Origin of the sequence: Streptomyces sp. NRRL S-244 (genome assembly GCF_000717915.1) — a bacterium.
Classification (GTDB): domain Bacteria; phylum Actinomycetota; class Actinomycetes; order Streptomycetales; family Streptomycetaceae; genus Streptomyces.
The window spans coordinates 24,610-46,783 of record NZ_JOCX01000037.1 but is presented as its reverse complement, the minus strand read 5'-3'; the positions used below and the strand labels follow the sequence as shown (position 1 = coordinate 46,783).

Sequence of the window (22,174 nt, the reverse complement as noted above, 5' to 3'; positions counted from 1 at the left end):
AACCTCATCCACCGAAGTGGACGGGGTATCAACTTCTGGCGTTGATTTTTGGCACGCTGTTGAGTTCTCAAGGAACGGACGCTTCCTTTGTACTCACCCGCAGTAATATTTACTGGGGCTTTCCTCCGGGCTTCGTTCTTCGTTTCCAACTCTACCAGATCATTTCTTCGTCGTTTCCGACTTGGATTTGAATTCGGTGACCGTTGGGGGTCTTTGCCTTTCGGCGTTCCACCACTTTAGCGCTTATCCCTTGCGACTCATAATCGAGCCGCCGGATTCGAATTCGGGCATGCCAAAATCGACCCCGCCAGGGGAACGTCGTAGGTAGTGGGTTGGCCGCCCCGGGGGTCTGCTGATGGCAGTGCCCCGTTCAAGCGGCTCGGGCTACGTTAGGCCTCTGCCAAGGCGGAGTCAAGTTGAACGGCGGCGTGGCGCATGGGCGCGATACGGGCTCACCGTCGGGTCGTGCGTGATCCAGTAGCGGTACGGATGATCCGCGCCGGCACCGCCGACTCCCGTGCGCGGGCCGTTGCTCACCAGGTCGGGTGAGGTGGCGGTACCCGTCAGGAGTGCCAAGGGGGAATCGGGGCCGGCGCAGAGGTCTGTGCCGTCCAGGGAACGGTCGACCGCCAGGGCGGTGGCCAGGCGGGCCGGGCCTTTGGCCAGTTCCCGGTCACCTCTGGCGGAAAGTCGACGTTTGCGGGCCAGGTCGGCGCCCACGGTTACCTCGCCCGCGCGCAGCAGCACCCCGCTCGCGTGGCCGGGCGGACCGCACACCAGGTTCAGGCTGAACCACATGCCGTAGATGAAGTAGACGTACGCGTGTCCGGGCGGACCGAACATCGATGCGTTGCGCTGGGTGCGCCCCCGGTAGGCGTGGGAGCCCGGGTCGGCCTCCCCCTCGTACGCCTCCACCTCCGTGATGCGCAGTTCCACGGGGCCTTCGGGTGTACGGCGGACCAGGGTCCGGCCGAGGAGGTCCGGGGCCACGGTGAGGACCGGCCGGTCGAAGAAGGACCGGGCCAGGGGCGTACGGTCGGGGCGCGCGCTCATCCGGTCGAGCGTAGTCCAACGCGCAGATCTGCAACCGGGGCCTAAGGTTCCGCGTTTGTCAGGGTGTACTCGTAAGCGGTAGTCGCACGAGCCTTCAAGGGGAGTCAGAGCATGGGGTTCAAGAAGCTGTTCGCGGCGCTGGGTGCCGGCGGTGCTTCGGTGGACACGATCATCACCGAGCCGAACGTCGTGCCGGGCGGGATCGTCCAGGGCGAGGTCCGCATCCAGGGCGGTTCCGTGGAGCAGCAGATCGAGGGCCTGTCCGTCGGTCTCCAGGCGCGGGTCGAGGTGGAGGGCAACGACCAGGAGTACAAGCAGGACATCGTCTTCACCAAGCAGCGCCTCGGCGGTGCCTTCCAGGTACAGGCGGGCGCCCTGCACGTGGTGCCGTTCGGGCTGGAGATCCCGTGGGAGACGCCGATCACCCACTTCGGGGGCCAGCACCTGCACGGGATGAACATCGGGGTCAGCACCGAGCTGGAGATCGCGCGCGCCGTGGACGCCGGCGACCTCGACCCGATCAACGTGCACCCGGTGCCGGCGCAGCAGGCGATCCTGGACGCCTTCCGTCAGCTCGGCTTCAGCTTCCGCAGCGCGGACATGGAGCGCGGGCACATCCGCGGGACCCGCCAGACGCTGCCGTTCTACCAGGAGATCGAGTTCGTGCCCCCGGCGCAGTACCGCGGGCTGAACCAGGTCGAGCTGACCTTCGTCTCGGACGGCCGCGAGATGGACGTCGTGCTGGAGATGGACAAGAAGTCGGGGCTGTTCTCCGAGGGCAGTGACACGTACCGCTGCTTCCAGGTGGGGCTGCAGTCGTACCAGGGGACCGATTGGGCGGCGTACCTCAACCAGTGGATCGCGTCCGTCGGTTCGCAGCGCAACTGGTTCTAGGCTCGGCCCGTTACCGGTACTGGTTCGCGATCAGGAGGTTCAGCAGTGGCCGAACAGAAGAGGGCGCCCCTTCCGCACGATTTCCACCCTCAGGTGCACGCGTTCTCGGTGGAGAGCGCCGATCTCGAGCCCGGTGGGGAGCTGGGCGACGCCCAGGTGCTGAAGGGCGGGAACGTCTCTCCGCACCTGCGGTGGGAGGGTTTCCCGGAGGGGACGAAGAGCTTCGCCGTGACGTGCTTCGACCCGGATGCCCCGACGGGCAGCGGGTTCTGGCACTGGGTGCTCTTCGATCTGCCCGCTTCGGTCACCGAGCTGCCGGCCGGGGCGGGCAGCGGGAAGTTCGAGGGGCTGCCCGCTGGGGCCGTGCACGTACGGAACGACTACGGCACGAAGGACTTCGGCGGGGCGGCTCCGCCGGCCGGGGAGCGGCACCGGTACGTGTTCACCGTGTACGCGGTGGACCAGGAGAAGCTGGGCCCCGGTGCGGACGTCTCGCCGGCGGTCGTCGGATTCAACCTGCGGTTCCACTCGTTGGGACGGGCGCAGCTGATCGGTGAGTACGAGAGCCCCGCGGGCTGATCGTTCGCCGTGCGTTTGCCCGGTCCTGGTCTAAAGACGACCAGGACCGGGCATTTTTATTGCGTTGTCCCGCGTGGCGCGCGCGGCCAGAGTGGTTGCGGGCCCTGCCGCCGGTGTGGTCGCGGGCCTGCACACGGGAGGTGGGCGAGATGCGGGACACGCTGGTGCTGAATGCGAGCTTCGAGCCGCTGTCGACGGTGACGCTGAACCGGGCTGTGGTCCTGGTGCTCCAGGACAAGGCCGTGGTCGAGCAGTCGCATCCGGAACTGCGTGTGCGCGGCGCCTCCCTGGATCTTCCGCTGCCGCGGGTGATCAGGCTGTGCCGGTACGTACGGGTGCCGTTCCGAAGACATGCTCCCTGGTCGCGGAGGGGGGTGCTGGTCCGGGACCAGCACCGGTGCGCGTACTGCGGCAAGCGCGCGACGACCGTGGACCACGTGCTGCCGCGGGCCCAGGGCGGTGGGGACACGTGGCTGAACACGGTGGCCTCCTGCGCCGAGGACAATCACCGCAAGGCGGCCCGGACTCCGGAGGAGGCGGGGATGCCGCTCCTCCGGAAGCCGTTCGTGCCGTCTCCGGCGGACGCCATGCTGCTGGCCCTGGGGGTGGGGGGCCGTGAGGCGCTGCCCGAGTGGCTGGAGCGTTCCGCCTAGTACGGCCGACGCGGCCGGTACGGCCGGATGACCTCGGGTGCGCTGGGCGACGTATTTCCCGTACGTCGCTCAGCGCAGCAGCAGCTGGACGATTGCGAGCACGCCGACCACGACGATGACCCCGCGGAGCACGGTCGGGGAGAGGCGGCGGCCGACCTTGGCGCCGATCTGGCCGCCGAGGGTGGAGCCGACGGCGATCAGGACCACGGCCGTCCAGTCGAACTCGGCGACGAAGAGGAAGAAGACGGCCGCGATGCCGTTGACGAGGGCGGCGAGGACGTTCTTGACGGCGTTGATGCGCTGGAGGTCCTCGTGGAACGACAGGCCCATCAAGCCGACGTAGAGCACGCCCTGGGCGGCTCCGAAGTAGCCCCCGTACGCGCTGGCGAGCAGCATTCCGGTGAGCAGGGCGGGGCCGCCGTCGGGGTGTCCGGGTTCGGTGCCGGCGGCTTCCTGGCGCTTGCGCAGGGCCGCGGCGAGGCGGGGCTGGAGGACGACGAGCACGAGGGCGAGTCCGATGAGGACGGGCACGATCGTGTCGAAGGAGTCCGACGGCAGGGTGAGGAGCAGGACGGCGCCCGCGAGTCCCCCGACGAGGCAGACGGCGCCGAGCCGGAGGATGCGGCCGCGCTGGCCCTGGAGCTCCTTGCGGTAGCCGATGGCTCCGCTGATGGAACCGGGCACCAGGCCGAGGGTGTTGGACACGTTGGCGGTGACCGGCGGGAGTCCGGTGGCGAGCAGCACCGGGAACGTGATGAGGGTGCCGGAGCCGACGATGGTGTTGATCGTGCCGGCGCCGATGCCGGCCGCGAACACCGCGAGTGATTCCCAGGGGGACATCGAGAGCAGAGACATGGACTGAGCCATCCCCTTTGCATGAGTGAGTCGCCTCCCCGCCATGAAGGTCGAGGGGCCTCACTGATCATGCAGGAGCGGAGGGGCCGGTCAGTCGATGGGGGGCTGTTCGCGGCGCTCGGCGGCGGCCTTGTCGGCCGCGCCGGTGCCATTGCCGCCGTCCTTGCCGGAGTTCTGCGGGTTGAAGCCCGAACCTCCGCCCATGGGGCCGAAGTTGCCCATGGCTCCCGAGAGGCCCTTGAGGGCGTCTCCGATCTCGCTGGGCACGATCCAGAGCTTGTTGGCGTCGCCTTCGGCGATCTTCGGGAGCATCTGGAGGTACTGGTAGGCGAGGAGCTTCTGGTCGGCGTCTCCGGCGTGGATGGACTCGAAGACCGTACGGATGGCCTGCGCCTCGCCCTCGGCCTTCAGTGCGGCGGCCTTGGCCTCACCTTCGGCGCGCAGGATGGAGGACTGCTTCTCACCCTCGGCGCGCAGGATCTCGGACTGCCGGATGATCTCCTCGCGGGAGGTCAGGGTCCGCTCCAGGTCCATGCCGCCGATGATGTTGCGCAGGGTGGTGACGGTGAGCTGCTCGATGGCCTGGATGTAGCTGGCGACCTCGTACGTCGCGGCCCGCGCGTCGGTCACCTGGTAGTAGATGACCGTGTCGATGTTGACGACCAGGTTGTCCTGGGTGATGACCGGCTGCGGCGGGAACGGCACGACTTGTTCGCGCAGGTCGATGCGGTTGCGGATCGAGTCGATGAACGGGACGACGATGTTGAGGCCCGCGTTGAGGGTGCGCGTGTAGCGGCCGAAGCGTTCGACGATGGCGGCGCTGGCCTGCGGGATCACCTGGATCGTCTTGACCAGTGCGATGAAGACCAGAACCACCAGAATGATCAGGACGATGATGATCGATGACATGCGGTTCCCCGTGCCCTTCCGGCTGTCCGTGCTGCCCCGTTGATCGGAGTCTCGCAGACCCCGGGGCCGCGGGTCGGCTCCTTGGCTCAAGCTCGACAAGCTCACATGACGATCGCGGTGGCTCCGTCGATCTCCACGACGTCGACCTGCTGGCCCGGTTCGAAGCTGCTGTCCGCGTCGAGGGTGCGGGCGGACCAGACTTCGCCGGCGAGTTTGATCCGGCCTCCGCTGCCGTCGACGCGTTCGAGGACGAGCGCGCTTCTGCCCTTCAACGCGTCGATTCCGGTGCGGTGTTGGGGCCGCTGCTCGCGGTGGTGGTTGGCGATCGAGCGGACGACGGCGATGAGTGCCACCGCGACGATCACGAAGACCAGGACCTGGGCGACCACTCCCCCGCCGAACGCCGCCGTGACGGCGGCGGCGACCGCGCCGACGGCGAACATGCCGAACTCGGGCATTGCCGTCAGGACGAGCGGAATGCCCAGTCCGACCGCGCCGATGAGCCACCACAGCCACGCGTCGATGTTCACATGGTCATGGTAGGTCGGGCGGGCGCGGTCGGGACAGGGTGCGACGGTGCGCGGACGGGCAGTACGCGCGCGCCCCTGCTAGCGCAGCGGGAGGCCCTGGGCGGTCCAGCGGTCGCTGTCGTTGCGCTCGACGACGAGGGGGAGGCCGAAGCACAGCGAGAGGTTGCGCGAGGTCAGTTCGAGGTCGATCGGGCCCGCGGTGACGACCTTGCCCTGCCGGATCATCAGGACGTGGGTGAAGCCGGGGGCGATCTCCTCGACGTGGTGCGTGACCATCGCCATGGACGGCGCGAGCGGGTCGCGGGCGAGGCGGCCGAGGCGGCGTACGAGGTCCTCGCGGCCGCCGAGGTCGAGGCCGGCGGCGGGCTCGTCGAGGAGGAGCAGCTCGGGGTCGGTCATCAGGGCGCGGGCGATCAGGGTGCGCTTGCGCTCGCCCTCGGAGAGGGTGCCGAACTTCCGGTCGAGGTACTCCGTCATGCCGAGGCGGTCGAGGAAGGCGCGGGCGCGCTGCTCGTCGATCTCCTCGTACTCCTCCTGCCAGGTCGCCGTCATGCCGTACGCGGCGGTGAGGACGGTCTGCAGGACGGTCTGGCGCTTGGGGAGCTTGTCGGCCAGGGCGATTCCGGCGACGCCGATGCGCGGGCGCAGCTCGAAGACGTCGCTGCCGGGCTTGCCGAGGGTGCTGCCGAGGATGGTGGCGGCGCCCTTGGTGGGGAAGAGGTAGCTGGAGGCGAGGTTCAGCAGCGTGGTCTTGCCGGCGCCGTTGGGGCCGAGGATCACCCAGCGCTCCCCCTCCTTCACCGACCAGGAGACCTGGTCCACCAGAGCCCGGCCCTCGCGGACCACGGATACGTCCACCAGCTCCAGAACATCGCTCATGAGCGTGTTGTCTCCCCTTGCAGTCTCGGTTTCGTCTGTGCACCGGTAGGCGCAGCCCCAGGGGAAAACCTACGCCACTCGGCGAGGGGTCCGGGCGCCAGGTTGGCCGCGGGGGCCGATCCGGGGTGATCCGTAAAGTGGGGGAATGCTTTTCGAACCACGTTCAGGGCGGTTGGCCGCCTGGGGGAACGCACTGCTGGCCGGTTTGGTCTCGCCCGACGAGGCCGTGTTGTCGATCGTCGGCGAGGACGCCGTGCACCGGGTGGAGGGGCTGCCGGGCGAATCGGGTCCGGTGGGTCTGACGCTGGCGCTCGGGCGGATGCGGGCGCTGGGGGTGACCGGGCTGCGGGTGGCGCTGCCGGCGCCGGGGCATCCGCTGGGGCTGAGCGGGCCGGCCGAGTTCAACGCGCGGGCGCTGGAGGCGGAGGAGGCGGTGGTCGCGGTGGGCGCGGCGGTGGGTCTGGTGCCGGAGGTGGCCGAGGCGGGGCCGCAGGGGGACGTACACGTCTCGGTGACGTGGCACTGCCTGCCCGTACGGGAGGCCCCGCCGGCGGACGTGCCGTCGCTCGGTGAGGCGGAGCGGGAGCTGGCGGAGGCGCTGCGCGAGGCGACGGTGGTGCTGACCCGGCTGGACGTGGCGGGGTCGGGGCCGGTGGCGGAGGCCGCGCTGTCGGCGTACCGGGCGCGGGCGGAAGCCGGGCGGGAGGTGCTGGCGCCGGGGTACCCGCCGCGGGCGGTACGGGTGCTGGCGCTGGCGCAGCGGGTGGACCTGCTGGTGTCGCTGGCGTACGAGCACGGGCCGGGCGGCGCGGTGGCCGCCTCGGAGATGGCGGCGCGGGCGGAGGCGTTGCGGCCGGTGGAGCGGGTGGCGCGGCGCGCGCTGGTCGCGGCGTACAACTCGGCGGTCGAGGAGCGCGAGCGGGGCTAGGCCGAATCTTTCGGATCATGCCGGGCCCGCGGCGTCCTGGACGCGCCGCGGCCCCGCTTCCCGGGGAGAGGTGGGGGAAGCGGGGCCGGTGCGTGGGGGCGGGTCAGGCGTTGACGCCCGTGTTGCCCCAGACGCCGTTCAGCAGGCCGATCACGGTGACCGTGTTGCCGACCACGTTCACCGGGACGTGGACGGGGGCCTGGACCTGGTTTCCGGAGGCGACGCCGGGCGAGGCCACGGCCTGGCCCTCGGCCGACGCACCGCCGTGCGCCGAGGAGACACCGGCGCCCACGGCAAGGAGGCCGCCCGCGATCACGGTGACGGCAGTGGCCTTCTTGATGTTCTTCACGTTCTTCGTCCTCCAGTACGTCTGCCGCGGCCAGCCGCCGCGGCACGTCATGAAGAACGTTCATCGGACGAACGGGATACGCCATGTGAGGGACATCCACCCGACCGTATGAATTCTCGGATCGGAGCCGGACCGTCCGTTCCGGCCGGGTTCAGTCCGTGATTCCGTGCCTGACCGCCCACAGCGCGGCCTGGGTGCGGTCCGCGAGGTCCAGCTTCATCAGGATGTTCGAGACGTGCGTCTTGACCGTCTTCTCCGACAGGACCAGCGCGCGGGCGATCTCCCGGTTGGACCGGCCGTCCGCGATCAGCGACAGCACCTCCTGTTCCCGCTCGGTCAGGGAGCCGCCCCGACTCGACGATGGCGGTCCCTCCTGCGAGAGCAGGGCCTCGGCCACCTCCGGCTGGAGCAGCACGTGCCCGGCGTGGACGGAGCGGATGGCTCCGGCCAGGGCGTCGGGGTCGATGTCCTTGTAGACGTATCCGGCGGCGCCGCCCCGGAGGGCCGGGACCACCGTCCGCTGCTCGGTGAAGCTGGTGACGATCAGCACCCGTGCCGGGTTCGCGAGCGCGCGCAGCCGGCGCAGGGCCTCGATGCCGTCGGTGCCCGGCATCTTGACGTCCATGAGGATCACGTCGGGCCGCAGCTCCTCGGCGCGGGCCACGCCCTCCTCGCCGTCGGCGGCCTCCCCGACCACCTCGATGTCGTCCTGGACCTCCAGGAACGTGCGCAGGCCGCGGCGGACCACCTGGTGGTCGTCTACCAGGAGAACGCGGATGGGCGTGTCAGCCACCGGGGACCTCCATCTCGATCGTGGTGCCCGTACCGGGCTCCGAGTGCACGGTGAGGTGGCCGCCGACGCCGCTCGCCCGGTCCCGCATGGAGACCAGGCCGAGGTGGCGTCCGGCCGCGCGGATCGCGGAAGGGGCGAAGCCGCTTCCGTTGTCCGTGACGGTCAGCACGGCTCCCGCGGCCCGGCGGGCGAGGGTGACCTCGACGCGGTCGCCGCCCGAGTGCCGCAGGGCGTTGTGGAGGGCCTCCTGGGCGACCCGGAGCAGCGCCTCCTCCTGGGTCGCCGGGAGGGCCCGTACGCCGTCACAGGTGAAGGTGACGTGCGCGGTGTGGGCGCGGTCGAGTACGTGGACCTGGTCGCGGAGGGTGGCGACCAGGCCGTCCTCGTCGAGGCCGGCCGGGCGCAGCTCGGTCACGGCGGAGCGCAGCTCGTCGGCGGCCTCCGCGGCGAGGGCGGCGACCTGCTGGAGCTCGCCCTTGGCGCGGGCCGGGTCGCGGTCGACGAGGGCGGCGGCCGCCTGGGCGGTCAGGCGGAGCGAGAAGAGCTTCTGGGCGACGGCGTCGTGCAGCTCGTGGGCGAGGCGGGAGCGCTCCTCGGCGATGGTGAGCTCGCGGCTGCGCTCGTAGAGCCGGGCGTTGGTGAGGGCGATCGCCGCGTGCTGGGCGAGGAGGGCGAGGAGCTCCTCGTCCTCCTCGGTGAAGCCGCCGGGGCTCTTCTTGTTCGCGAGGAAGAGGGCGCCGAGGGTCTCCTCGCCGTCGCGGACGGGCTGGCCGAGGAAGTCGGACATCTCGGGGTGGGCGGGGGGCCAGCCCTCGAAGCGGGGGTCCTCGCGTACGTCGGCCAGCCGCTCGGGGCCGTCCTGGTGGAGCATCGCGGCGAGGATGCCGTGCTGGCGGGGCAGCGGGCCGATCCGGCGCCACTGCTCCTCGCTGATGCCGTCCACGACGAACTGGGCGAAGCCGCCGTGGTCGTCCGGGACGCCCAGGGCCGCGTACTCGGCGTCGAGCAGCTGGCGGGCGGAGACGACGATCGTGCGCAGGACGTCGCGGACCTCCAGCCGGCGGCTCATGGCGAGGAGCGCGGTGCTCACGGCGGCGAGGCCGCCGCGGGGGCCGCCGATCACGGGACTACCAGTCATGGGCTCACCGTACTCGCGGCTCTGACCTGCGGGATCGGGCTCGGGCCCTAGGGCTGCGGGCGGGGTGTCCTCCTCCTCGGGGAGGGGGTCGCGGGCTCCGTCTCTGCCCTGGGAATGAGGGCGGCGGCGGGCTTGTGGTCCTCAAGGTGGAGAATTCCGCTACAGATTGCATTGCTGTCGCAACTCATGGTGAGACCGTTACGTGGCCGATGTGAGCCCGCGCATAGGACCCAGGTCACTTACGAAGGCGCCTAGTGGACACATAAGGACCGTGTCAGCGCTGCCACGCCTAGCGTCCGGCCCCGAATTCCCGGCGCGTCGGCGCCCCCTGATCCACTAAGCGGGATCGTACGTCACACCTTTGCCAGGCGATTTTGCCGCCGCTAAGAATTGCTCCCGTCGCACAGCGCCGCGGATCCCGGATCCGAGCGGCGCTTTCCTGCGGCTCCCCGATTCGAAGAGGTTGCTACGCATGTCCAAGACCAGCACCCCCGGCCACAGTCGTCGTCTGACGAAGGCGCACAAGATGTCCTTCGCCGCGTTCGCCACCATCGGCGCCGCCGCCCTGGCCGCCACCGTCGTCCCCGCCGGCTCCGCCGACGCCGACACGACCGTGACTGCCGCCCCCGTGGCGTGGACCCAGGCTGTCGAGGGTGTCCAGGCCAAGACCGTGCAGCACCTCAGCGCCCAGACCAAGCTGGCCACGGACGCCGCGAAGGTCGAGGCCGCGATCAAGGCCAAGGCCGACGCCGCCAAGGCGAAGGCCGACGCCGAGGCCAAGGCGAAGAAGGACCGCGAGGCGAAGGCGGCTGCCAGCCGTTCCACCGTCCGCAAGCCGGTCTACGCGAACAACCTTGACGGCTGGATCAAGGAGTCGCTGGCGATCATGAAGGCGCACAAGATTCCGGGCACGTACAACGGCCTGTACAAGAACATCATGCGCGAGTCGAGCGGCAACCCGCGGGCGATCAACAACTGGGACATCAACGCCCAGAACGGCATCCCCTCGAAGGGCCTGCTCCAGGTCATCAAGCCGACCTTCCTCGCCTACCACGTCCCGGGCACCCCGCTGGACCAGTACCACCCCGTCGCCAACATAGTCGCCGCGGCCAACTACGCCGCCGACCGTTACGGCTCGATCGACAACGTCAACAGCGCCTACTAAGGGCCGCTGGCGTAGCAACCCCCCACGCGCCTCAGGGCGGCACCCGGTATCCGGGTGCCGCCCTGAGGCGTTCGTGCGGGGAGCGGGTCGAGCAGCGGCCGGCCGCTAGTTGCGCATGACCTCGGGCTCGTGGCGGCGCAGCAGCTTCTGCACCGCGAAGCCGCAGGCCACACCGATGAGCAGCAGGATCGTGATGTTCACGCCCCACTGGGCGATGGAGTGCTCCCACAGCGGGTCGGTGTTGGTCGGGTTCTGCTGGTCCCACGGCGGCATGAGCTTGCCGAGGTCGAGCGTGGTGCCCGCGGCGGCGACCGCCCAGCGCGACGGCATCAGCCAGGCGAACTGCTCCAGGCCCGGCGAGTCGTACACCTGGAAGAGGATGCCGGTGAAGACGACCTGGACGATCGCGAACATGACCAGCAGCGGCATGGTCTTCTCGGCGGTCTTCACCAGCGAGGAGATCACCAGGCCGAACATCATCGACGTGAAGCCGAGCGCGGTGACCGACAGGCAGAGCTCGACGGCCGGCGGCATGATCAGGCCCTCGGTGGGCAGGTCGCGCGGGACGAAGCCGATGGCGCAGATGACCACGCCCTGGATGGCCGTGATGAAGCCGAGGACGATCACCTTCGACATGAGGTACGCCGACCGGGACAGGCCGGTGGCGCGCTCGCGCTCGTAGATGACCCGTTCCTTGATCAGCTCACGGACCGAGTTCGCGGCGCCCGAGAAGCACATGCCCACGCAGAGGATCAGCATGATCGTGCCGGCGTCGCCGTTGAACCGGGACGGCGGCTTCGGCGGCGCGAGGCCGAAGGTCGCGGGGATGACCGTGGAGACCACGCCCAGGACCGCGGGCAGGATCAGCATCAGGGCCAGGAAGCCCCGGTCGGACGCGATCACCGAGACGTAGCGGCGGATCAGGGTCCACAGCTGGTCGCCCCAGCCCTGCGCCTTCGGCGGCATCATCTGCTGCATCGGCGGCATGGCGACCTGCTGGGGCGCGACCGCGTCGAGGTCGGCGGCGTACAGCTGGTAGTGCTGCGAGCCCTTCCAGCGGCCGGCCCAGTCGTAGTCGCGGTAGTTCTCGAACGCCGAGAAGACGTCCGCCCACGTGCTGTAGCCGAAGAAGTTCAGCGCCTCGTCCGGCGGACCGAAGTACGCGACCGAACCGCCCGGGGCCATGACCAGCAGCTTGTCGCACAGCGACAGCTCGGCCACGGAGTGCGTGACGACGAGGACGGTGCGGCCGTCGTCGGCGAGGCCGCGCAGCAGCTGCATGACGTCGCGGTCCATGCCCGGGTCGAGGCCGGAGGTGGGCTCGTCGAGGAAGATCAGCGAGGGCTTGGTGAGGAGCTCCAGGGCCACGGACACGCGCTTGCGCTGACCACCGGAGAGCGAGGTGATCTTCTTGTCCTTGTGGATGTCGAGCTTGAGCTCGCGCAGGACCTCGTCGATGCGGGCGGCGCGCTCGGCCTCGGCGGTGTCGCCGGGGAAGCGGAGCTTGGCCGCGTACTTGAGGGCCGTGCTGACCTTCAGCTCCTTGTGCAGGATGTCGTCCTGCGGGACCAGGCCGATGCGCTGGCGGAGCTCCGCGAACTGCTTGTACAGGTTGCGGTTGTCGTAGAGGACGTCGCCCTCGTTGGCGGGCCGGTAGCCGGTCAGTGCCTTGAGCAGCGTCGACTTTCCGGAGCCGGAGGGGCCGATGACGCCGATGAGCGACTTCTCCGGGACGCCGAAGGTGACGTCCTTGAGGATCTGCTTGCCGCCGTCGACCGTGACCGTGAGGTGGCGGGCCGAGAAGGAGACGTCACCGGTGTCGACGAACTCCTCGAGCCGGTCGCCGACGATCCGGAACGTCGAGTGGCCGACGCCGACGATGTCGTTCGGGCCGAGCAGCGCGGTGCCGGACTTGGGCAGCGGCTGGCCGTTGACGTAGGTGCCGTTGTGGCTGCCGAGGTCGTGGATCTCGAAGCGGCCGCCCGCGGAGCGGAACTCCGCGTGGAGGCGCGAGACCTGGAGGTCCGATACGACCAGCTCGTTCTCCAGGGCGCGGCCGATGCGCATGACGCGGCCGACGGCGATCTGGTGGAACGTGGTCGGGCTGCGGTCACCGCCGTAGGCGGGGGCCGCGCCCTGCTGCTGCGGGATGTGCGGCTGCTGCGCCTGCTGGTGAGGCTGCTGCTGCCAGGCCTGCTGCGGCGGCTGGTGGGCCTGTGCCTGGGCCGGGGCCTGGTACGCCGGGGCCGCCTGCTGGGCCGGGGCCTGGTAGGCGGGCGCCGGGGCCTGGTAGGCCGGAGCGGCCTGCTGCGGTACGGCCTGCTGCGGCGCGGCGGCGGCCGCGGCGCTCAGATTCAGCCGCGGGCCGTCGGTGGCGTTGCCCAGGTGCACCGGCGTACCGGGCACGAGCTCCGTCTGCTGGACCCTCGCGCCGTGCACGTAGGTGCCGTTGGTGCTGCCGTGGTCCTCAATGCCCCAACCCCGGCCGTTCCAGGCGATGGTGGCATGCCGCCACGACACCCGGGCGTCGTCGATGACCACGTCTCCCTGGGGGTCGCGCCCCAACGAGTACGACCTGGACGGATCGAGCGTCCAGGTCCTTCCATTCAATTCCAGTACGAGTTCCGGCACTCCAGCCCCACTTAAGTCCCCCGAGAATCCCCCTGACGCCAGGGAGTCCGACGTCAGGGAGTCTAGGGATGGCGAACATCCGGGGGAACTATTTCAGGCCTGCGGCCACATGTGGAATCGGGGCCTTCCCGGGGCGTCTACGCCTGCCCGTTGACGGGGGTGAAAGTCACCCGGAGAGTGAGATACGGGACTTCTCGCCCTGGCTGACCCCGTCCCGCTCGGCACGCACGCTCGACACGCACCGGGGGTACGCATGCGCCGCATTCGTTGGGGAGACGTGGTCCTGTCGGGCATCGCCGCCACCGGCTGGGCCCTCGTCGCCATGGCCGGGGTCGCCGCCCTGGGGCTCCGCCTGTCGGGCGCCGACGCCGCGGGCGGCTCGCTCGGGGCGATGACCGCCGCCGTGGTGGTCCTCGCGATCGGCGGCACGGTCACCCCGTCGGGGGACATGTCCGTCCTCGGGATCACCGGGCCGGGCGCCCCGTCCTCGCTGGACGTCATGCCGCTCGGGGTGGGGCTGGCCGGAGCGCTGGTCCTGGCCCGGATCTTCCTGCGCTCGATCCGGACCGGGGCGCCCCGCGGGGAACTCGCCGCCCGGGCGGCCGCGGTGGCGGTGCTGCTCGTCGCCGCGGCGGGCGGGCTCGCCCGGGCCGGGCACGAGGTGGTCACCCTGGACGGGCCGCGGCTGCCGAGGACGCCGTCGAAGGTGGTGGTCCCGGGGATCGGGGACGTCGGCGGGCTGCTCCCGGACCGCATCGGGGACCTGATCGACACCCGGGCCCGGGTGGGGTTCTCGGTGGAGTCCGGGCCGACGCTGCTGGGCGCGGGGGTGTGGGCGCTGGCCGTACTGGCGGTGGCGCTGCTCGCTTCGCGGCGCGGGCCGGCGGCGTTCGCGCGGCTGCGTCCCGCCGTGTCGGCGCTGGTGACGGCCTTGCTGGTGGCGGTGGCGGCCGGGCTGGCGGCCGCGGTGTGGGCGGCGGCGCGCGACGAGCATCCGGGGCGGGTCCTGGGCGCAGCACTGCTGGGGGCGCCGAACGGGGCCTGGACGGGGGTGCTGCTGGGGCTCCTCGTACCGTTCGACGGCCGGGCCACGGGCACGCTGAGCCGGCTGCTGCCGGATCCGCTGGACGATCTGCTGGGGGTGGGGGCCCGGGAGCCGGTGACGGTGTCCCGGCTCGCGGAGTACGACGGGCGGGTCTGGCTGCTGGTCGCGGGGGTGGGGCTGCTGCTGCTCTGCGCCGGTGTGCTGGCCGCCGTACGGACTCCGGGGCGCGGGATCGCGGCGTGCGCGGTGCGGCTGTCGGCCGTGACCGGGGTGGCGCTGACGGTGCTGGTGCTGCTGACGGGGGTGTCGGTCGACGCGTCGCTGTCGGTGCTCGGCGTCGACGCGGTGGATGCCGGGGTGGAGCTGCGGGGGGACGCGCTCTACGCGCTGCTGCTCGGCGCGGCCTGGGGTGCGGTGGCGGGCGGGGCGGGGGCCCTGCTGGCCGGGGGCCGCCGTCGGCCGCAGCCGGTGCCGGTGTCCGCGGCCGGGCCCGGCGGGGCGGCCGTACCGGCCTCCGAGGCGCCGACGGCCCCGTACCGGCCCCCGCCGGGGCGGCCGCACCCGTACGCCCGTCCGGAGCCCGAGCCCTACGCGGAGCCCGACGGCTCCTGGGACGTCACGATCACCCGGCTGCCCCGGAGGCCCGCCGGCCGGCCGGCGCCGCGCCACCGCCCGCCCCGCCCGCCGTTCACCCCGCCGCCGCCGCCTCCCCCGCCGCCACCGCTGGGGCCGCCGGGCTGAGGCTCCGGGAGGGGAACGGAGCGTACCGAATCGAACACGCTCGGCCACCGCGCCGCCCCGAGGGCCCCCGACACCTCCCCGTCGGCCCGCATTCACCTCGCCGCCACTCCCCCGCCGCCCCCCGGGCGCCCGCGATCGGCGGCGCCGCAGCGCGCTGCGCCGGGAAATGGTTCCGGCAGGTGGGACGGGGGTCCTGGCAGGCAGGACGGGAAGATACGGTGAGGGCACCATGAGCGCTTCGCAGACCTCCGACGTCCCCACCCTCCTCGTCAAGATCTTCGGCAAGGACCGTCCCGGGATCACCGCCGGGCTGTTCGACACCCTCGCCGCCTACTCCGTCGACGTCGTCGACATCGAGCAGGTCGTCACCCGTGGCCGCATCGTCCTGTGCGCCCTCGTCACCAAGCCCGCCGACAGCGGCGAGGGCGAGCTGCGGGCCACCGTCCACAGCTGGGCCGAGTCGCTGAAGCTGCAGGCCGAGATCCTCTCCGGTACCGGTGACAACCGGCCGCGCGGCAGCGGCCGTTCCCATGTCACCGTGCTCGGGCATCCGCTGACCGCCGAGTCCACGGCCGCCATCGCCTCCCGGATCACCGCGACCGGCGGCAACATCGACCGCATCTTCCGGCTCGCCAAGTACCCGGTGACGGCCGTCGAGTTCGCCGTCTCCGGTGTGGAGACCGAGCCGCTGCGCACCGAGCTGGCCACCTCCGCCTCCCACATCGGCGTCGACGTGGCCGTGGTCTCGGCCGGGCTGCACCGCCGGGCGCAGCGCCTGGTCGTCATGGACGTGGACTCGACCCTGATCCAGGACGAGGTCATCGAGCTGTTCGCCGCGCACGCCGGCTGCGAGGCGGAGGTCGCCGAGGTGACCGAGCGGGCGATGCGCGGGGAGCTGGACTTCGAGCAGTCGCTGCACGCGCGGGTGAAGCTGCTGGCCGGGCTGGACGCCTCCGTCGTGGACAAGGTCCGCTCCGAGGTGCGGCTGACGCCGGGCGCCCGGACCCTGATCCGCACCCTCAAGCAGCTCGGCTACCAGGTGGGTGTGGTCTCCGGCGGGTTCACCCAGGTGACGGACGATCTGCAGGAGCGGCTGGGCCTGGACTTCGCCTCGGCCAACACCCTGGAGATCGTCGACGGGCGGCTGACCGGCCGGGTCACCGGCGAGATCGTGGACCGGGCCGGGAAGGCGCGGCTGCTGCGCCGCTTCGCCTCGGAGGCCGGCGTACCGCTGGCCCAGACGGTGGCCATCGGTGACGGCGCCAACGACCTGGACATGCTGAACGCGGCCGGGCTGGGCGTGGCGTTCAACGCCAAGCCGGTCGTCCGCGAGGCCGCGCACACGGCGGTGAACGTGCCGTTCCTGGACGCGGTGCTGTACCTGCTCGGGATCACGCGGGAAGAGGTCGAGGCCGCGGGCCTGACCTGAGCCGTCCGCGCGGACGAGGAGCAGACGAGGAGCAGACGAGGGGCAGACGAGGGCGGGCCCCGGCGGATCGATCGCGCCGGGGCCCGCCCTCGTCCCCGCGTCGTGGCGCTCGTACGCCCGCTCAGTGGTCCTTGGGCGTCCAGTAGTCCAGCAGCGTGCCCACCCCGTGCTCCACGGACTTCCAGGAGCCGGTGAAGGAGACGACGGCCAAGGCCGCGGTCGGGAAGCCGGTGCGGGTCATACGGGCCAGGGTGTCGCCCTCCGCGCGTCCCGAGAGGGCGTCGGCGAGGGCGTGCATGCCCGGGTTGTGGCCGATGACGAGGAGGTCCTTGACCTCGTCGGACGTCTCGTTCAGGAGGGCGATGAGCTCGCCCAGCGAGGCGTCGTACAGCCGCTCCTCGTAGTGGGTCTTCGGCCGGTGCGGCATCTCCTGGACGGCGAGCTTCCACGTCTCACGGGTGCGGGCTGCGGTGGAGCAGAGGGCCAGGTCGAAGGCGATGCCGGTCTCGGACAGCTTCAACCCTGCGGCCGGTGCGTCCTTGCGGCCGCGTTCCGCCAGCGGGCGCTCGTGGTCGGACACCTCGGGCCAGTCGGCCTTGGCGTGCCGGAGGAGGACGATCCTGCGGGGTGTGTCGGCGCTCATGGCTCCCAGCTTCGCATGAATCGGGCCATCGGGCGCAGGGTGTTGGGGGCTCGGCGGCGGTCGGCCGCGGGGCTGGGCCGCGGGGCTCGGCCGTACGGCCCGGTCAGCCGACGACGCGCAGGATCTGCTCGGTGACCTGGAGGATCGCCGCGGCCTCGCCGGTGGCGGCATGGGCCTGGCCGGAGCCGGCGAGGAGCAGCAGGAGGAGGCCGAAGGCGAGCGCGGGCAGGGCCAGCGCCCACCAGTGCAGCCGGGTGCTGGCGCCGTGGACTCGGGGACCGGGAGTGTGTGTGGGGGCCGACATGGCCGCCTCCGTGGGTACGCGGGGTGGGACTGGCTCGCTCTCTTCGAATCTATGGATTCGAAGGTGCGGTGCCCATCCGGGACACACCCCAGTCGACCCTGACCCTGGCCCCCTAAGGGTTGGGGGGTTACCCCTACCCCTGGACGGGTCAGGGGGAGACGACGCTCGCGATGACGGAGATGATCACGGTGACGACCAGCATCGCGCCCAGCACCAGGCCGAGCTTCTTGTGGCTGTTCTGCGGGTTCGGTTCGAGTACGGGCGACATGCCGCTCAGTCTCGCATGCCGCATTCGTCCTCGATCGTGCGGTCCCGGCCGGCCAGGATGCCCAGCGCGACCTGCGGGACCAGCAGGCACGCCATGACGGTGAGCGGCAGGTCCCAGCCGCCGCTGTGCTGGTAGAGGGCGCCGATGAGGAGCGGTCCGGGGATGGAGATGAGGTAGCCGACGCTCTGGGCGAAGGCGGACAGCTTGACCACGCCGGCCGGGGACTTGGCGCGCAGCCCGATCATCGTGATGACGAGGGGGAAGGCGCAGTTGGAGACGCCGAGCAGGAGCGCCCAGGCCCAGGCTCCGGCGGCGGGGGCGAAGTGGAGGCCGGTGTATCCGACGAGGCCGAAGGCGCCGAGGGTGACGGCGATGGCCCCCTGGTTCTTCATCCGGCCGGCCAGGTTGGGGATGACGAAGGCGAGCGGGACGCCCATGACCATGGTGACGGCGAGCAGGACGCCCGCGGTGGAGGCGGAGACCCCGGCGTCGCGGAAGATCTGCGGGAGCCAGCCCATGGTGATGTACGCGCCGGTGGCCTGGAGGCCGAAGTAGCAGGCCAGGGCCCAGGCGGTACGGCTGCGGACGATCTTCGGACCCGCGTCCGCCCGTACGGCCCCGGCGGCCGGGGAGTCCGCGGCACGCTTCTGGCGCCGGGCGGCCGCCGCGACGGGCAGCCAGGGCAGTACGGCGACCAGTGCGAGCACGGCCCAGACCAGCAGGCCCGTACGCCAGCTGCCGCCGAGGGCGGAGGTCATGGGCACGGTCACGGCGGCGGCCAGCGAGGTGCCGAGGGCCAGGGCCATGGAGTACAGGCCGGTCATGGTGCCCACGCGGTCCGGGAACCAGCGCTTGACGATGACCGGGAGCAGCACGTTGGTCAGGGCTATGCCCGCCAGGGACAGGGCGCTGGCGGCGAGGAAGCCGGCGGCGCCGTGCGCGAAAGGCCGGATCAGCAGCCCGGCGGCGACGGCGGCCATGCCGGCGCAGACGACGGCGGCCGGGCCGAAGCGGCGGGAGAGCCGGGGCGCGGTGATGCCGAAGACGGCGAAGCAGAGGGCGGGGACGGAGGTGATCAGCCCGGCGACGGTGCCGCTCATGCCGAGGCCCGTGCGGACCTCCTCGAAGAGGGCGCCGAGGCTGGTGATGGCGGGCCGCAGGTTGAGGGCGGCCAGCACGATGCCGACGATGAGGACCGGGCCGAGCCAGGTGGGGTCCGGCTGTGCTTGCGGGCTCGTGGGGGCGGCGGAACGGGACGGTGCGGGTACCGTGCGCGCGGCCTCGGGCCGGTTCAGGGTCTGGATTTCTTCGTCGGGCATTACACCATCATAGAATCATGGGATGATTGGTTGTCACCCTCGGAGGGTGACAACCCCCTCTCGGACCGGACTCGGATAGGAACCCGCCGTATGCCGCTGACCTCGCCCCGGCGCTCCGCGCTGGTCGACCAGGTGATCGCCCAGCTCCGGAACCAGATCACGTCCGGCGAATGGCCCGTCGGGGCCCGCATCCCCACCGAGCCGGAGCTGGTGGAACTGCTGGGCGTCGCCCGCAACACGGTCCGGGAGGCCGTCCGGGCACTGGCGCACAACGGGCTGCTGGACATCCGCCAGGGCTCGGGGACGTACGTCATCGCCACCAGCGAGCTGGCCGGGGTGATGCACCGCCGCTTCGCGAACGCCGACCCGCGCCACATCGCCGAGCTCCGCTCGACGCTGGAGTCCGCCGCGGCCCGGCTGGCGGCGGAGCGGCGCACCGAGCGGGACCTGGGGCAGCTGGACGCCCTGCTGGCGCGGCGCGAGGAGGCCTGGGCGAGCGGGGACGCGGAGCGGTTCGTGGCGGCGGACGTCGCGCTGCACATGGCGGTGGTGGCGGCCTCGCAGAACGAGGTGCTCATCGAGCTGTACGCGGACCTCGGCGACCTGGTGGCGGACTGGCTGCGCACGGACGTGGGCACGGAGCTGGATCCCGCTGCGCACCTGGACCACGCCCGGCTGATCGAGGCGATCCGGCGCGGGGACGGGGACACGGCGGCGTCGGAGGCGGCGGGCTACCCGTTCGCGTGCCTCGGCAGGAAGTAGCCCTCGCGGAAGGGACCCGGGGGCGGGGCCGCCCGCGAGTCACGGCCGTAGGCGGGTCACGGCCGCCCGCGGCTCACGGCCGCTGGTGGGTCACCCAGGCCGAGCGGACCTCCTTCCAGCAGCGGCTGGTGAGCTCGATCCGGCCGGCCGGTGCCAGGGCGACGGCGGCGCTGTCCGCGTCCACGTCCCACCAGCGGTCGCACTCCACGTGCAGGCGCAGGAGATCGGTCTCCGGATAGCTGTTGAGGCAGGTGGCCGACACCTGCGAGCCCTCGATCACGGTGTCGCAGTCGGCGCCGAACAGCTCCCGGGCGACGGGCGGCCGGGGCCGTACGGGCGGCTCGGCGGGGATCTCGTCGAGGTCGACGGCGGCGGGCTCCACGACGGCCGGTTCCACGACGGCCACCGCCTCCGGACCGGACAGCGCTTCGCCCCCCTCGGACTGCGCGTCGGCCCCCGGGATCAGGAATCCCGTCAGGACCACCGAGGTGACCAGCAGCGATACCGCTCGGCTCCGCCTCGCGCGCACTCCCGTACCTCCTCCCCGCACGAGCCGAGAAGATCCCGGCTCGGTCAGTTTGCAGGCATCTGTCCTGGTTTTCGACTCGGGAAGATCCGGTCGGAGGGCGAAAATCTGATCGAACACCCGGCCTGAATCCCCGCCCCCACCGGCGGATACGGCGACGGCCGCGCCTCCCGGAAGGGAGACGCGGCCGCCGCCGTACGGACGTACGAGTACCTCTACTACCTCTGCCTACCCGTCGGTACCCCGGTCAGGCACCCATCGCGTGCAGGCCGCCGTCCACGTGGACGATCTCGCCGGTGGTCTTCGGGAACCAGTCCGACAGCAGGGCCACGACACCCTTGCCCGCGGGCTCCGGGTCGGTCATGTCCCACTCCAGCATGGAGCGGGAGTTCCAGACGTCGGCCAGCTCGGAGAAGCCCGGGATGGACTTCGCCGCCATCGAGCCGAGCGGACCGGCCGAGACCAGGTTGCAGCGGATGTTCTCCTTGCCCAGGTCACGGGCGAGGTAGCGGCTGGTGGCCTCCAGCGCGGCCTTGGCCGGGCCCATCCAGTCGTACTGCGGCCAGGCGAACTGCGCGTCGAAGGTGAGGCCGACAACGGCCGCGCCCTCCGCCGGGAACAGCGGCTTGCAGGCCATGGTCAGCGACTTCAGCGAGAACGCCGAGACGTGCATGGCGGTGGCCACCGACTCGAACGGGGTGTTCAGGAAGTTGCCGCCCAGGGCGTCCTGCGGGGCGAAGCCGATGGAGTGCACGACCCCGTCGAGGCTGCCGAGCTCCTCGCGGACGAGGCCCTCCAGGCGGGCCAGGTGCTCTTCGTTGGTGACGTCGAGCTCGATCACCTTGACCGGCTTCGGCAGCTTCTTGGCGATGCGCTCGGTCAGCGTGGGGCGCGGCCACGCGGTGAGGATGACCTCGGCGCCCTGCTCCTGGGCCAGCTTGGCGGCGTGGAAGGCGATGGACGACTCCATCAGCACCCCGGTGATGAGGATGCGCTTGCCGTCGAGAATTCCGCTCATGGTGATCAGTGACCCATGCCCAATCCGCCGTCAACGGGAATGACGGCTCCTGTGATGTACGCGGCGTCGTCGGACGCCAGGAAGCTCACGGCTGCCGCGATCTCCTCGGGCTGCGCGTAGCGGCCCAGGGGTACCTGGCCGACGATGCCCGCGCGCTGCTCGTCGGTGAGCACCTTCGTCATGTCCGTGTCCACGAAACCGGGGGCCACGACGTTGAAGGTGATGTTGCGCGAGCCGAGCTCACGGGCGAGCGAGCGGGCGAAGCCGACCAGCGCGGCCTTGGAGGCCGCGTAGTTGGCCTGGCCGGCCGAGCCCAGCAGCCCGACGACCGAGGAGATCAGGACGACGCGGCCCTTCTTGGCACGGAGCATGCCACGGTTCGCGCGCTTGACCACCCGGAAGGTGCCGGTGAGGTTGGTGTCGACGACGGACGCGAAGTCCTCCTCGGACATGCGCATCAGCAGCGTGTCCTTGGTGATGCCGGCGTTGGCCACCAGCACCTCGACCGCGCCGTGCGCGTCCTCGATCTGCTTGTAGGCCTGCTCCACCTGCTCGGAGTCGGTGATGTCGCAGCGGACCGCCAGGACGCCGAGCGCGGTGAGCTCCTGCGGCGGCTCACCCGACCGGTACGTGATCGCGACCTTGTCGCCGGCCTGCGCGAAGGCTCGGGCGATGGCGAGGCCGATGCCCCGGTTTCCTCCGGTGACGAGAACCGAGCGGCTCAACGGATCACCCTTTCGACTAGCTGTCTGAGTACCAAAAA

The 22,174-nt window shown here is 71.2% G+C and carries 25 protein-coding genes; 9 read left to right on the top strand and 16 right to left on the bottom strand.

All coding sequences use genetic code 11. From position 1 onward, the window contains the following. Positions 1-191 (top strand): hypothetical protein (locus IF02_RS35765; RefSeq protein WP_234318366.1); only part of this gene is annotated, 191 nt, incomplete at its 5' end. Between the two features lie 220 nt (positions 192-411). Here the strand turns inward: IF02_RS35765 and IF02_RS0129590 are convergent. Continuing rightward, on the bottom strand, positions 412-1,053 hold the full coding sequence (locus tag IF02_RS0129590) for a DNA-3-methyladenine glycosylase (RefSeq protein ID WP_030162335.1): 642 nt from the start codon (positions 1,051-1,053) through the stop codon (positions 412-414). Positions 1,054-1,164: 111 nt separating this feature from the next. Here IF02_RS0129590 and IF02_RS0129585 point away from each other — a divergent pair, with 111 nt between their 5' ends. The 3 genes from IF02_RS0129585 (at position 1,165) to IF02_RS0129575 (ending at position 3,179) form a co-directional block, all read left to right on the top strand. Then, complete coding sequence (locus IF02_RS0129585) at positions 1,165-1,947, top strand: sporulation protein (RefSeq protein WP_030162334.1); 783 nt, start codon at positions 1,165-1,167, stop codon at positions 1,945-1,947. Between the two features lie 45 nt (positions 1,948-1,992). Next, positions 1,993-2,526: a YbhB/YbcL family Raf kinase inhibitor-like protein gene (locus IF02_RS0129580; RefSeq protein ID WP_030162332.1), complete on the top strand. Its 534-nt coding sequence runs from the start codon at positions 1,993-1,995 to the stop codon at positions 2,524-2,526. Between the two features lie 149 nt (positions 2,527-2,675). Then, complete coding sequence (locus IF02_RS0129575) at positions 2,676-3,179, top strand: HNH endonuclease (protein WP_030162330.1); 504 nt, start codon at positions 2,676-2,678, stop codon at positions 3,177-3,179. Positions 3,180-3,248: 69 nt separating this feature from the next. Here the strand turns inward: IF02_RS0129575 and IF02_RS0129570 are convergent, their stop codons facing one another. The 4 genes from IF02_RS0129570 to IF02_RS0129555 all read right to left on the bottom strand — a co-directional run bounded on the left by IF02_RS0129570 (position 3,249) and on the right by IF02_RS0129555 (position 6,352). After that, on the bottom strand, positions 3,249-4,019 hold the full coding sequence (locus IF02_RS0129570) for a sulfite exporter TauE/SafE family protein (protein WP_030162328.1): 771 nt from the start codon (positions 4,017-4,019) through the stop codon (positions 3,249-3,251). A gap of 105 nt (positions 4,020-4,124) precedes the next feature. Next, a complete protein-coding gene (locus IF02_RS0129565) occupies positions 4,125-4,943 on the bottom strand; it encodes an SPFH domain-containing protein (RefSeq protein ID WP_030162326.1) in 819 nt (272 codons plus the stop codon). Positions 4,944-5,044: 101 nt separating this feature from the next. Beyond that, positions 5,045-5,473, bottom strand: a complete 429-nt coding sequence (locus IF02_RS0129560) for an NfeD family protein (protein WP_030162323.1) — start codon at positions 5,471-5,473, stop codon at positions 5,045-5,047. Positions 5,474-5,551: 78 nt separating this feature from the next. Further along, positions 5,552-6,352 carry an ABC transporter ATP-binding protein gene (locus IF02_RS0129555; RefSeq protein WP_030162321.1) on the bottom strand — a complete coding sequence of 267 codons (801 nt, stop codon included), beginning with the start codon at positions 6,350-6,352 and terminating at the stop codon, positions 5,552-5,554. Positions 6,353-6,497: 145 nt separating this feature from the next. Between IF02_RS0129555 and IF02_RS0129550 the strand changes: the two genes are divergently transcribed. After that, positions 6,498-7,280: a hypothetical protein gene (locus IF02_RS0129550; RefSeq protein ID WP_030162319.1), complete on the top strand. Its 783-nt coding sequence runs from the start codon at positions 6,498-6,500 to the stop codon at positions 7,278-7,280. 103 nt (positions 7,281-7,383) lie between these two features. On the opposite strand, the gene IF02_RS0129545 is transcribed toward IF02_RS0129550, so the two are convergent. The 3 genes from IF02_RS0129545 to IF02_RS0129535 all read right to left on the bottom strand — a co-directional run bounded on the left by IF02_RS0129545 (position 7,384) and on the right by IF02_RS0129535 (position 9,545). Further along, on the bottom strand, positions 7,384-7,629 hold the full coding sequence (locus IF02_RS0129545) for a chaplin (RefSeq protein WP_030162317.1): 246 nt from the start codon (positions 7,627-7,629) through the stop codon (positions 7,384-7,386). A 151-nt stretch (positions 7,630-7,780) separates the two neighbouring features. Next, positions 7,781-8,422, bottom strand: coding sequence for a response regulator (locus IF02_RS0129540; protein ID WP_030162315.1), 642 nt, complete (start codon positions 8,420-8,422; stop codon positions 7,781-7,783). Further along, the gene (locus IF02_RS0129535) at positions 8,415-9,545 is read right to left on the bottom strand and encodes a GAF domain-containing sensor histidine kinase (protein ID WP_106977381.1); all 1,131 of its coding nucleotides are present in this window, start codon (positions 9,543-9,545) and stop codon (positions 8,415-8,417) included. The genes IF02_RS0129540 and IF02_RS0129535 overlap by 8 nt, the downstream gene beginning before the upstream one ends. 487 nt (positions 9,546-10,032) lie before the next feature. Between IF02_RS0129535 and IF02_RS0129530 the strand changes: the two genes are divergently transcribed. Continuing rightward, positions 10,033-10,725, top strand: a complete 693-nt coding sequence (locus tag IF02_RS0129530; RefSeq protein ID WP_030162311.1) for a transglycosylase SLT domain-containing protein — start codon at positions 10,033-10,035, stop codon at positions 10,723-10,725. Positions 10,726-10,830: 105 nt separating this feature from the next. On the opposite strand, the gene IF02_RS0129525 is transcribed toward IF02_RS0129530, so the two are convergent. Next, entirely contained in the window at positions 10,831-13,356 is a 2,526-nt protein-coding gene (locus IF02_RS0129525; RefSeq protein ID WP_078622411.1) for an FHA domain-containing protein, read from the bottom strand. 253 nt (positions 13,357-13,609) lie between these two features. On the opposite strand from IF02_RS0129525, the gene IF02_RS34995 reads away from it, so the two are divergent. Continuing rightward, positions 13,610-15,142: a streptophobe family protein gene (locus IF02_RS34995; protein ID WP_030162306.1), complete on the top strand. Its 1,533-nt coding sequence runs from the start codon at positions 13,610-13,612 to the stop codon at positions 15,140-15,142. A gap of 229 nt (positions 15,143-15,371) precedes the next feature. Beyond that, the gene (gene serB / locus IF02_RS0129510) at positions 15,372-16,571 is read left to right on the top strand and encodes a phosphoserine phosphatase SerB (protein ID WP_030162337.1); all 1,200 of its coding nucleotides are present in this window, start codon (positions 15,372-15,374) and stop codon (positions 16,569-16,571) included. Between the two features lie 121 nt (positions 16,572-16,692). Here the strand turns inward: serB and IF02_RS0129505 are convergent, their stop codons facing one another. From IF02_RS0129505 to IF02_RS0129490, 4 genes are all read right to left on the bottom strand, one after another. Beyond that, positions 16,693-17,214 (bottom strand): SixA phosphatase family protein, encoded by a 522-nt coding sequence (locus IF02_RS0129505; RefSeq protein WP_030162304.1) that lies wholly within the window; start codon positions 17,212-17,214, stop codon positions 16,693-16,695. Between the two features lie 103 nt (positions 17,215-17,317). Further along, the gene (locus tag IF02_RS0129500) at positions 17,318-17,518 is read right to left on the bottom strand and encodes a hypothetical protein (protein ID WP_030162302.1); all 201 of its coding nucleotides are present in this window, start codon (positions 17,516-17,518) and stop codon (positions 17,318-17,320) included. A gap of 148 nt (positions 17,519-17,666) precedes the next feature. Further along, positions 17,667-17,786 carry an SGM_5486 family transporter-associated protein gene (locus IF02_RS36015; protein ID WP_267880934.1) on the bottom strand — a complete coding sequence of 40 codons (120 nt, stop codon included), beginning with the start codon at positions 17,784-17,786 and terminating at the stop codon, positions 17,667-17,669. Positions 17,787-17,791: 5 nt separating this feature from the next. Continuing rightward, entirely contained in the window at positions 17,792-19,105 is a 1,314-nt protein-coding gene (locus IF02_RS0129490) for a CynX/NimT family MFS transporter (RefSeq protein WP_030162300.1), read from the bottom strand. Positions 19,106-19,195: 90 nt separating this feature from the next. On the opposite strand from IF02_RS0129490, the gene IF02_RS0129485 reads away from it, so the two are divergent. After that, complete coding sequence (locus tag IF02_RS0129485; RefSeq protein ID WP_030162298.1) at positions 19,196-19,867, top strand: FadR/GntR family transcriptional regulator; 672 nt, start codon at positions 19,196-19,198, stop codon at positions 19,865-19,867. Positions 19,868-19,940: 73 nt separating this feature from the next. On the opposite strand, the gene IF02_RS0129480 is transcribed toward IF02_RS0129485, so the two are convergent. From IF02_RS0129480 to fabG, 3 genes are all read right to left on the bottom strand, one after another. Then, positions 19,941-20,396 carry a hypothetical protein gene (locus IF02_RS0129480; RefSeq protein ID WP_030162296.1) on the bottom strand — a complete coding sequence of 152 codons (456 nt, stop codon included), beginning with the start codon at positions 20,394-20,396 and terminating at the stop codon, positions 19,941-19,943. 244 nt (positions 20,397-20,640) lie between these two features. Further along, positions 20,641-21,411, bottom strand: a complete 771-nt coding sequence (gene fabI, locus IF02_RS0129475) for an enoyl-ACP reductase FabI (RefSeq protein ID WP_030162294.1) — start codon at positions 21,409-21,411, stop codon at positions 20,641-20,643. 5 nt (positions 21,412-21,416) lie between these two features. Beyond that, positions 21,417-22,136 (bottom strand): 3-oxoacyl-[acyl-carrier-protein] reductase, encoded by a 720-nt coding sequence (fabG, locus tag IF02_RS0129470; RefSeq protein WP_030162292.1) that lies wholly within the window; start codon positions 22,134-22,136, stop codon positions 21,417-21,419. Positions 22,137-22,174 lie beyond the last annotated feature (38 nt).

Excerpts from the sequence above, each read along its gene's own strand:
- IF02_RS0129490 (WP_030162300.1), bottom strand. The coding sequence starts at position 19,105 with ATGCCCGACGAAGAAATCCAGACCCTGAACCGGCCCGAGGCCGCGCGC.
- IF02_RS0129590 (WP_030162335.1), bottom strand. The coding sequence starts at position 1,053 with ATGAGCGCGCGCCCCGACCGTACGCCCCTGGCCCGGTCCTTCTTCGAC.
- IF02_RS0129550 (WP_030162319.1), top strand. The coding sequence starts at position 6,498 with ATGCTTTTCGAACCACGTTCAGGGCGGTTGGCCGCCTGGGGGAACGCA.
- IF02_RS0129505 (WP_030162304.1), bottom strand. The coding sequence starts at position 17,214 with ATGAGCGCCGACACACCCCGCAGGATCGTCCTCCTCCGGCACGCCAAG.
- IF02_RS0129585 (WP_030162334.1), top strand. The coding sequence starts at position 1,165 with ATGGGGTTCAAGAAGCTGTTCGCGGCGCTGGGTGCCGGCGGTGCTTCG.
- IF02_RS0129555 (WP_030162321.1), bottom strand. The coding sequence starts at position 6,352 with ATGAGCGATGTTCTGGAGCTGGTGGACGTATCCGTGGTCCGCGAGGGC.
- IF02_RS0129500 (WP_030162302.1), bottom strand. The coding sequence starts at position 17,518 with ATGTCGGCCCCCACACACACTCCCGGTCCCCGAGTCCACGGCGCCAGC.
- IF02_RS34995 (WP_030162306.1), top strand. The coding sequence starts at position 13,610 with ATGCGCCGCATTCGTTGGGGAGACGTGGTCCTGTCGGGCATCGCCGCC.
- IF02_RS0129530 (WP_030162311.1), top strand. The coding sequence starts at position 10,033 with ATGTCCAAGACCAGCACCCCCGGCCACAGTCGTCGTCTGACGAAGGCG.
- IF02_RS0129565 (WP_030162326.1), bottom strand. The coding sequence starts at position 4,943 with ATGTCATCGATCATCATCGTCCTGATCATTCTGGTGGTTCTGGTCTTC.
- IF02_RS0129485 (WP_030162298.1), top strand. The coding sequence starts at position 19,196 with ATGCCGCTGACCTCGCCCCGGCGCTCCGCGCTGGTCGACCAGGTGATC.
- IF02_RS36015 (WP_267880934.1), bottom strand. The coding sequence starts at position 17,786 with ATGTCGCCCGTACTCGAACCGAACCCGCAGAACAGCCACAAGAAGCTC.
- fabI (WP_030162294.1), bottom strand. The coding sequence starts at position 21,411 with ATGAGCGGAATTCTCGACGGCAAGCGCATCCTCATCACCGGGGTGCTG.
- serB (WP_030162337.1), top strand. The coding sequence starts at position 15,372 with ATGAGCGCTTCGCAGACCTCCGACGTCCCCACCCTCCTCGTCAAGATC.
- IF02_RS0129570 (WP_030162328.1), bottom strand. The coding sequence starts at position 4,019 with ATGTCCCCCTGGGAATCACTCGCGGTGTTCGCGGCCGGCATCGGCGCC.
- IF02_RS0129575 (WP_030162330.1), top strand. The coding sequence starts at position 2,676 with ATGCGGGACACGCTGGTGCTGAATGCGAGCTTCGAGCCGCTGTCGACG.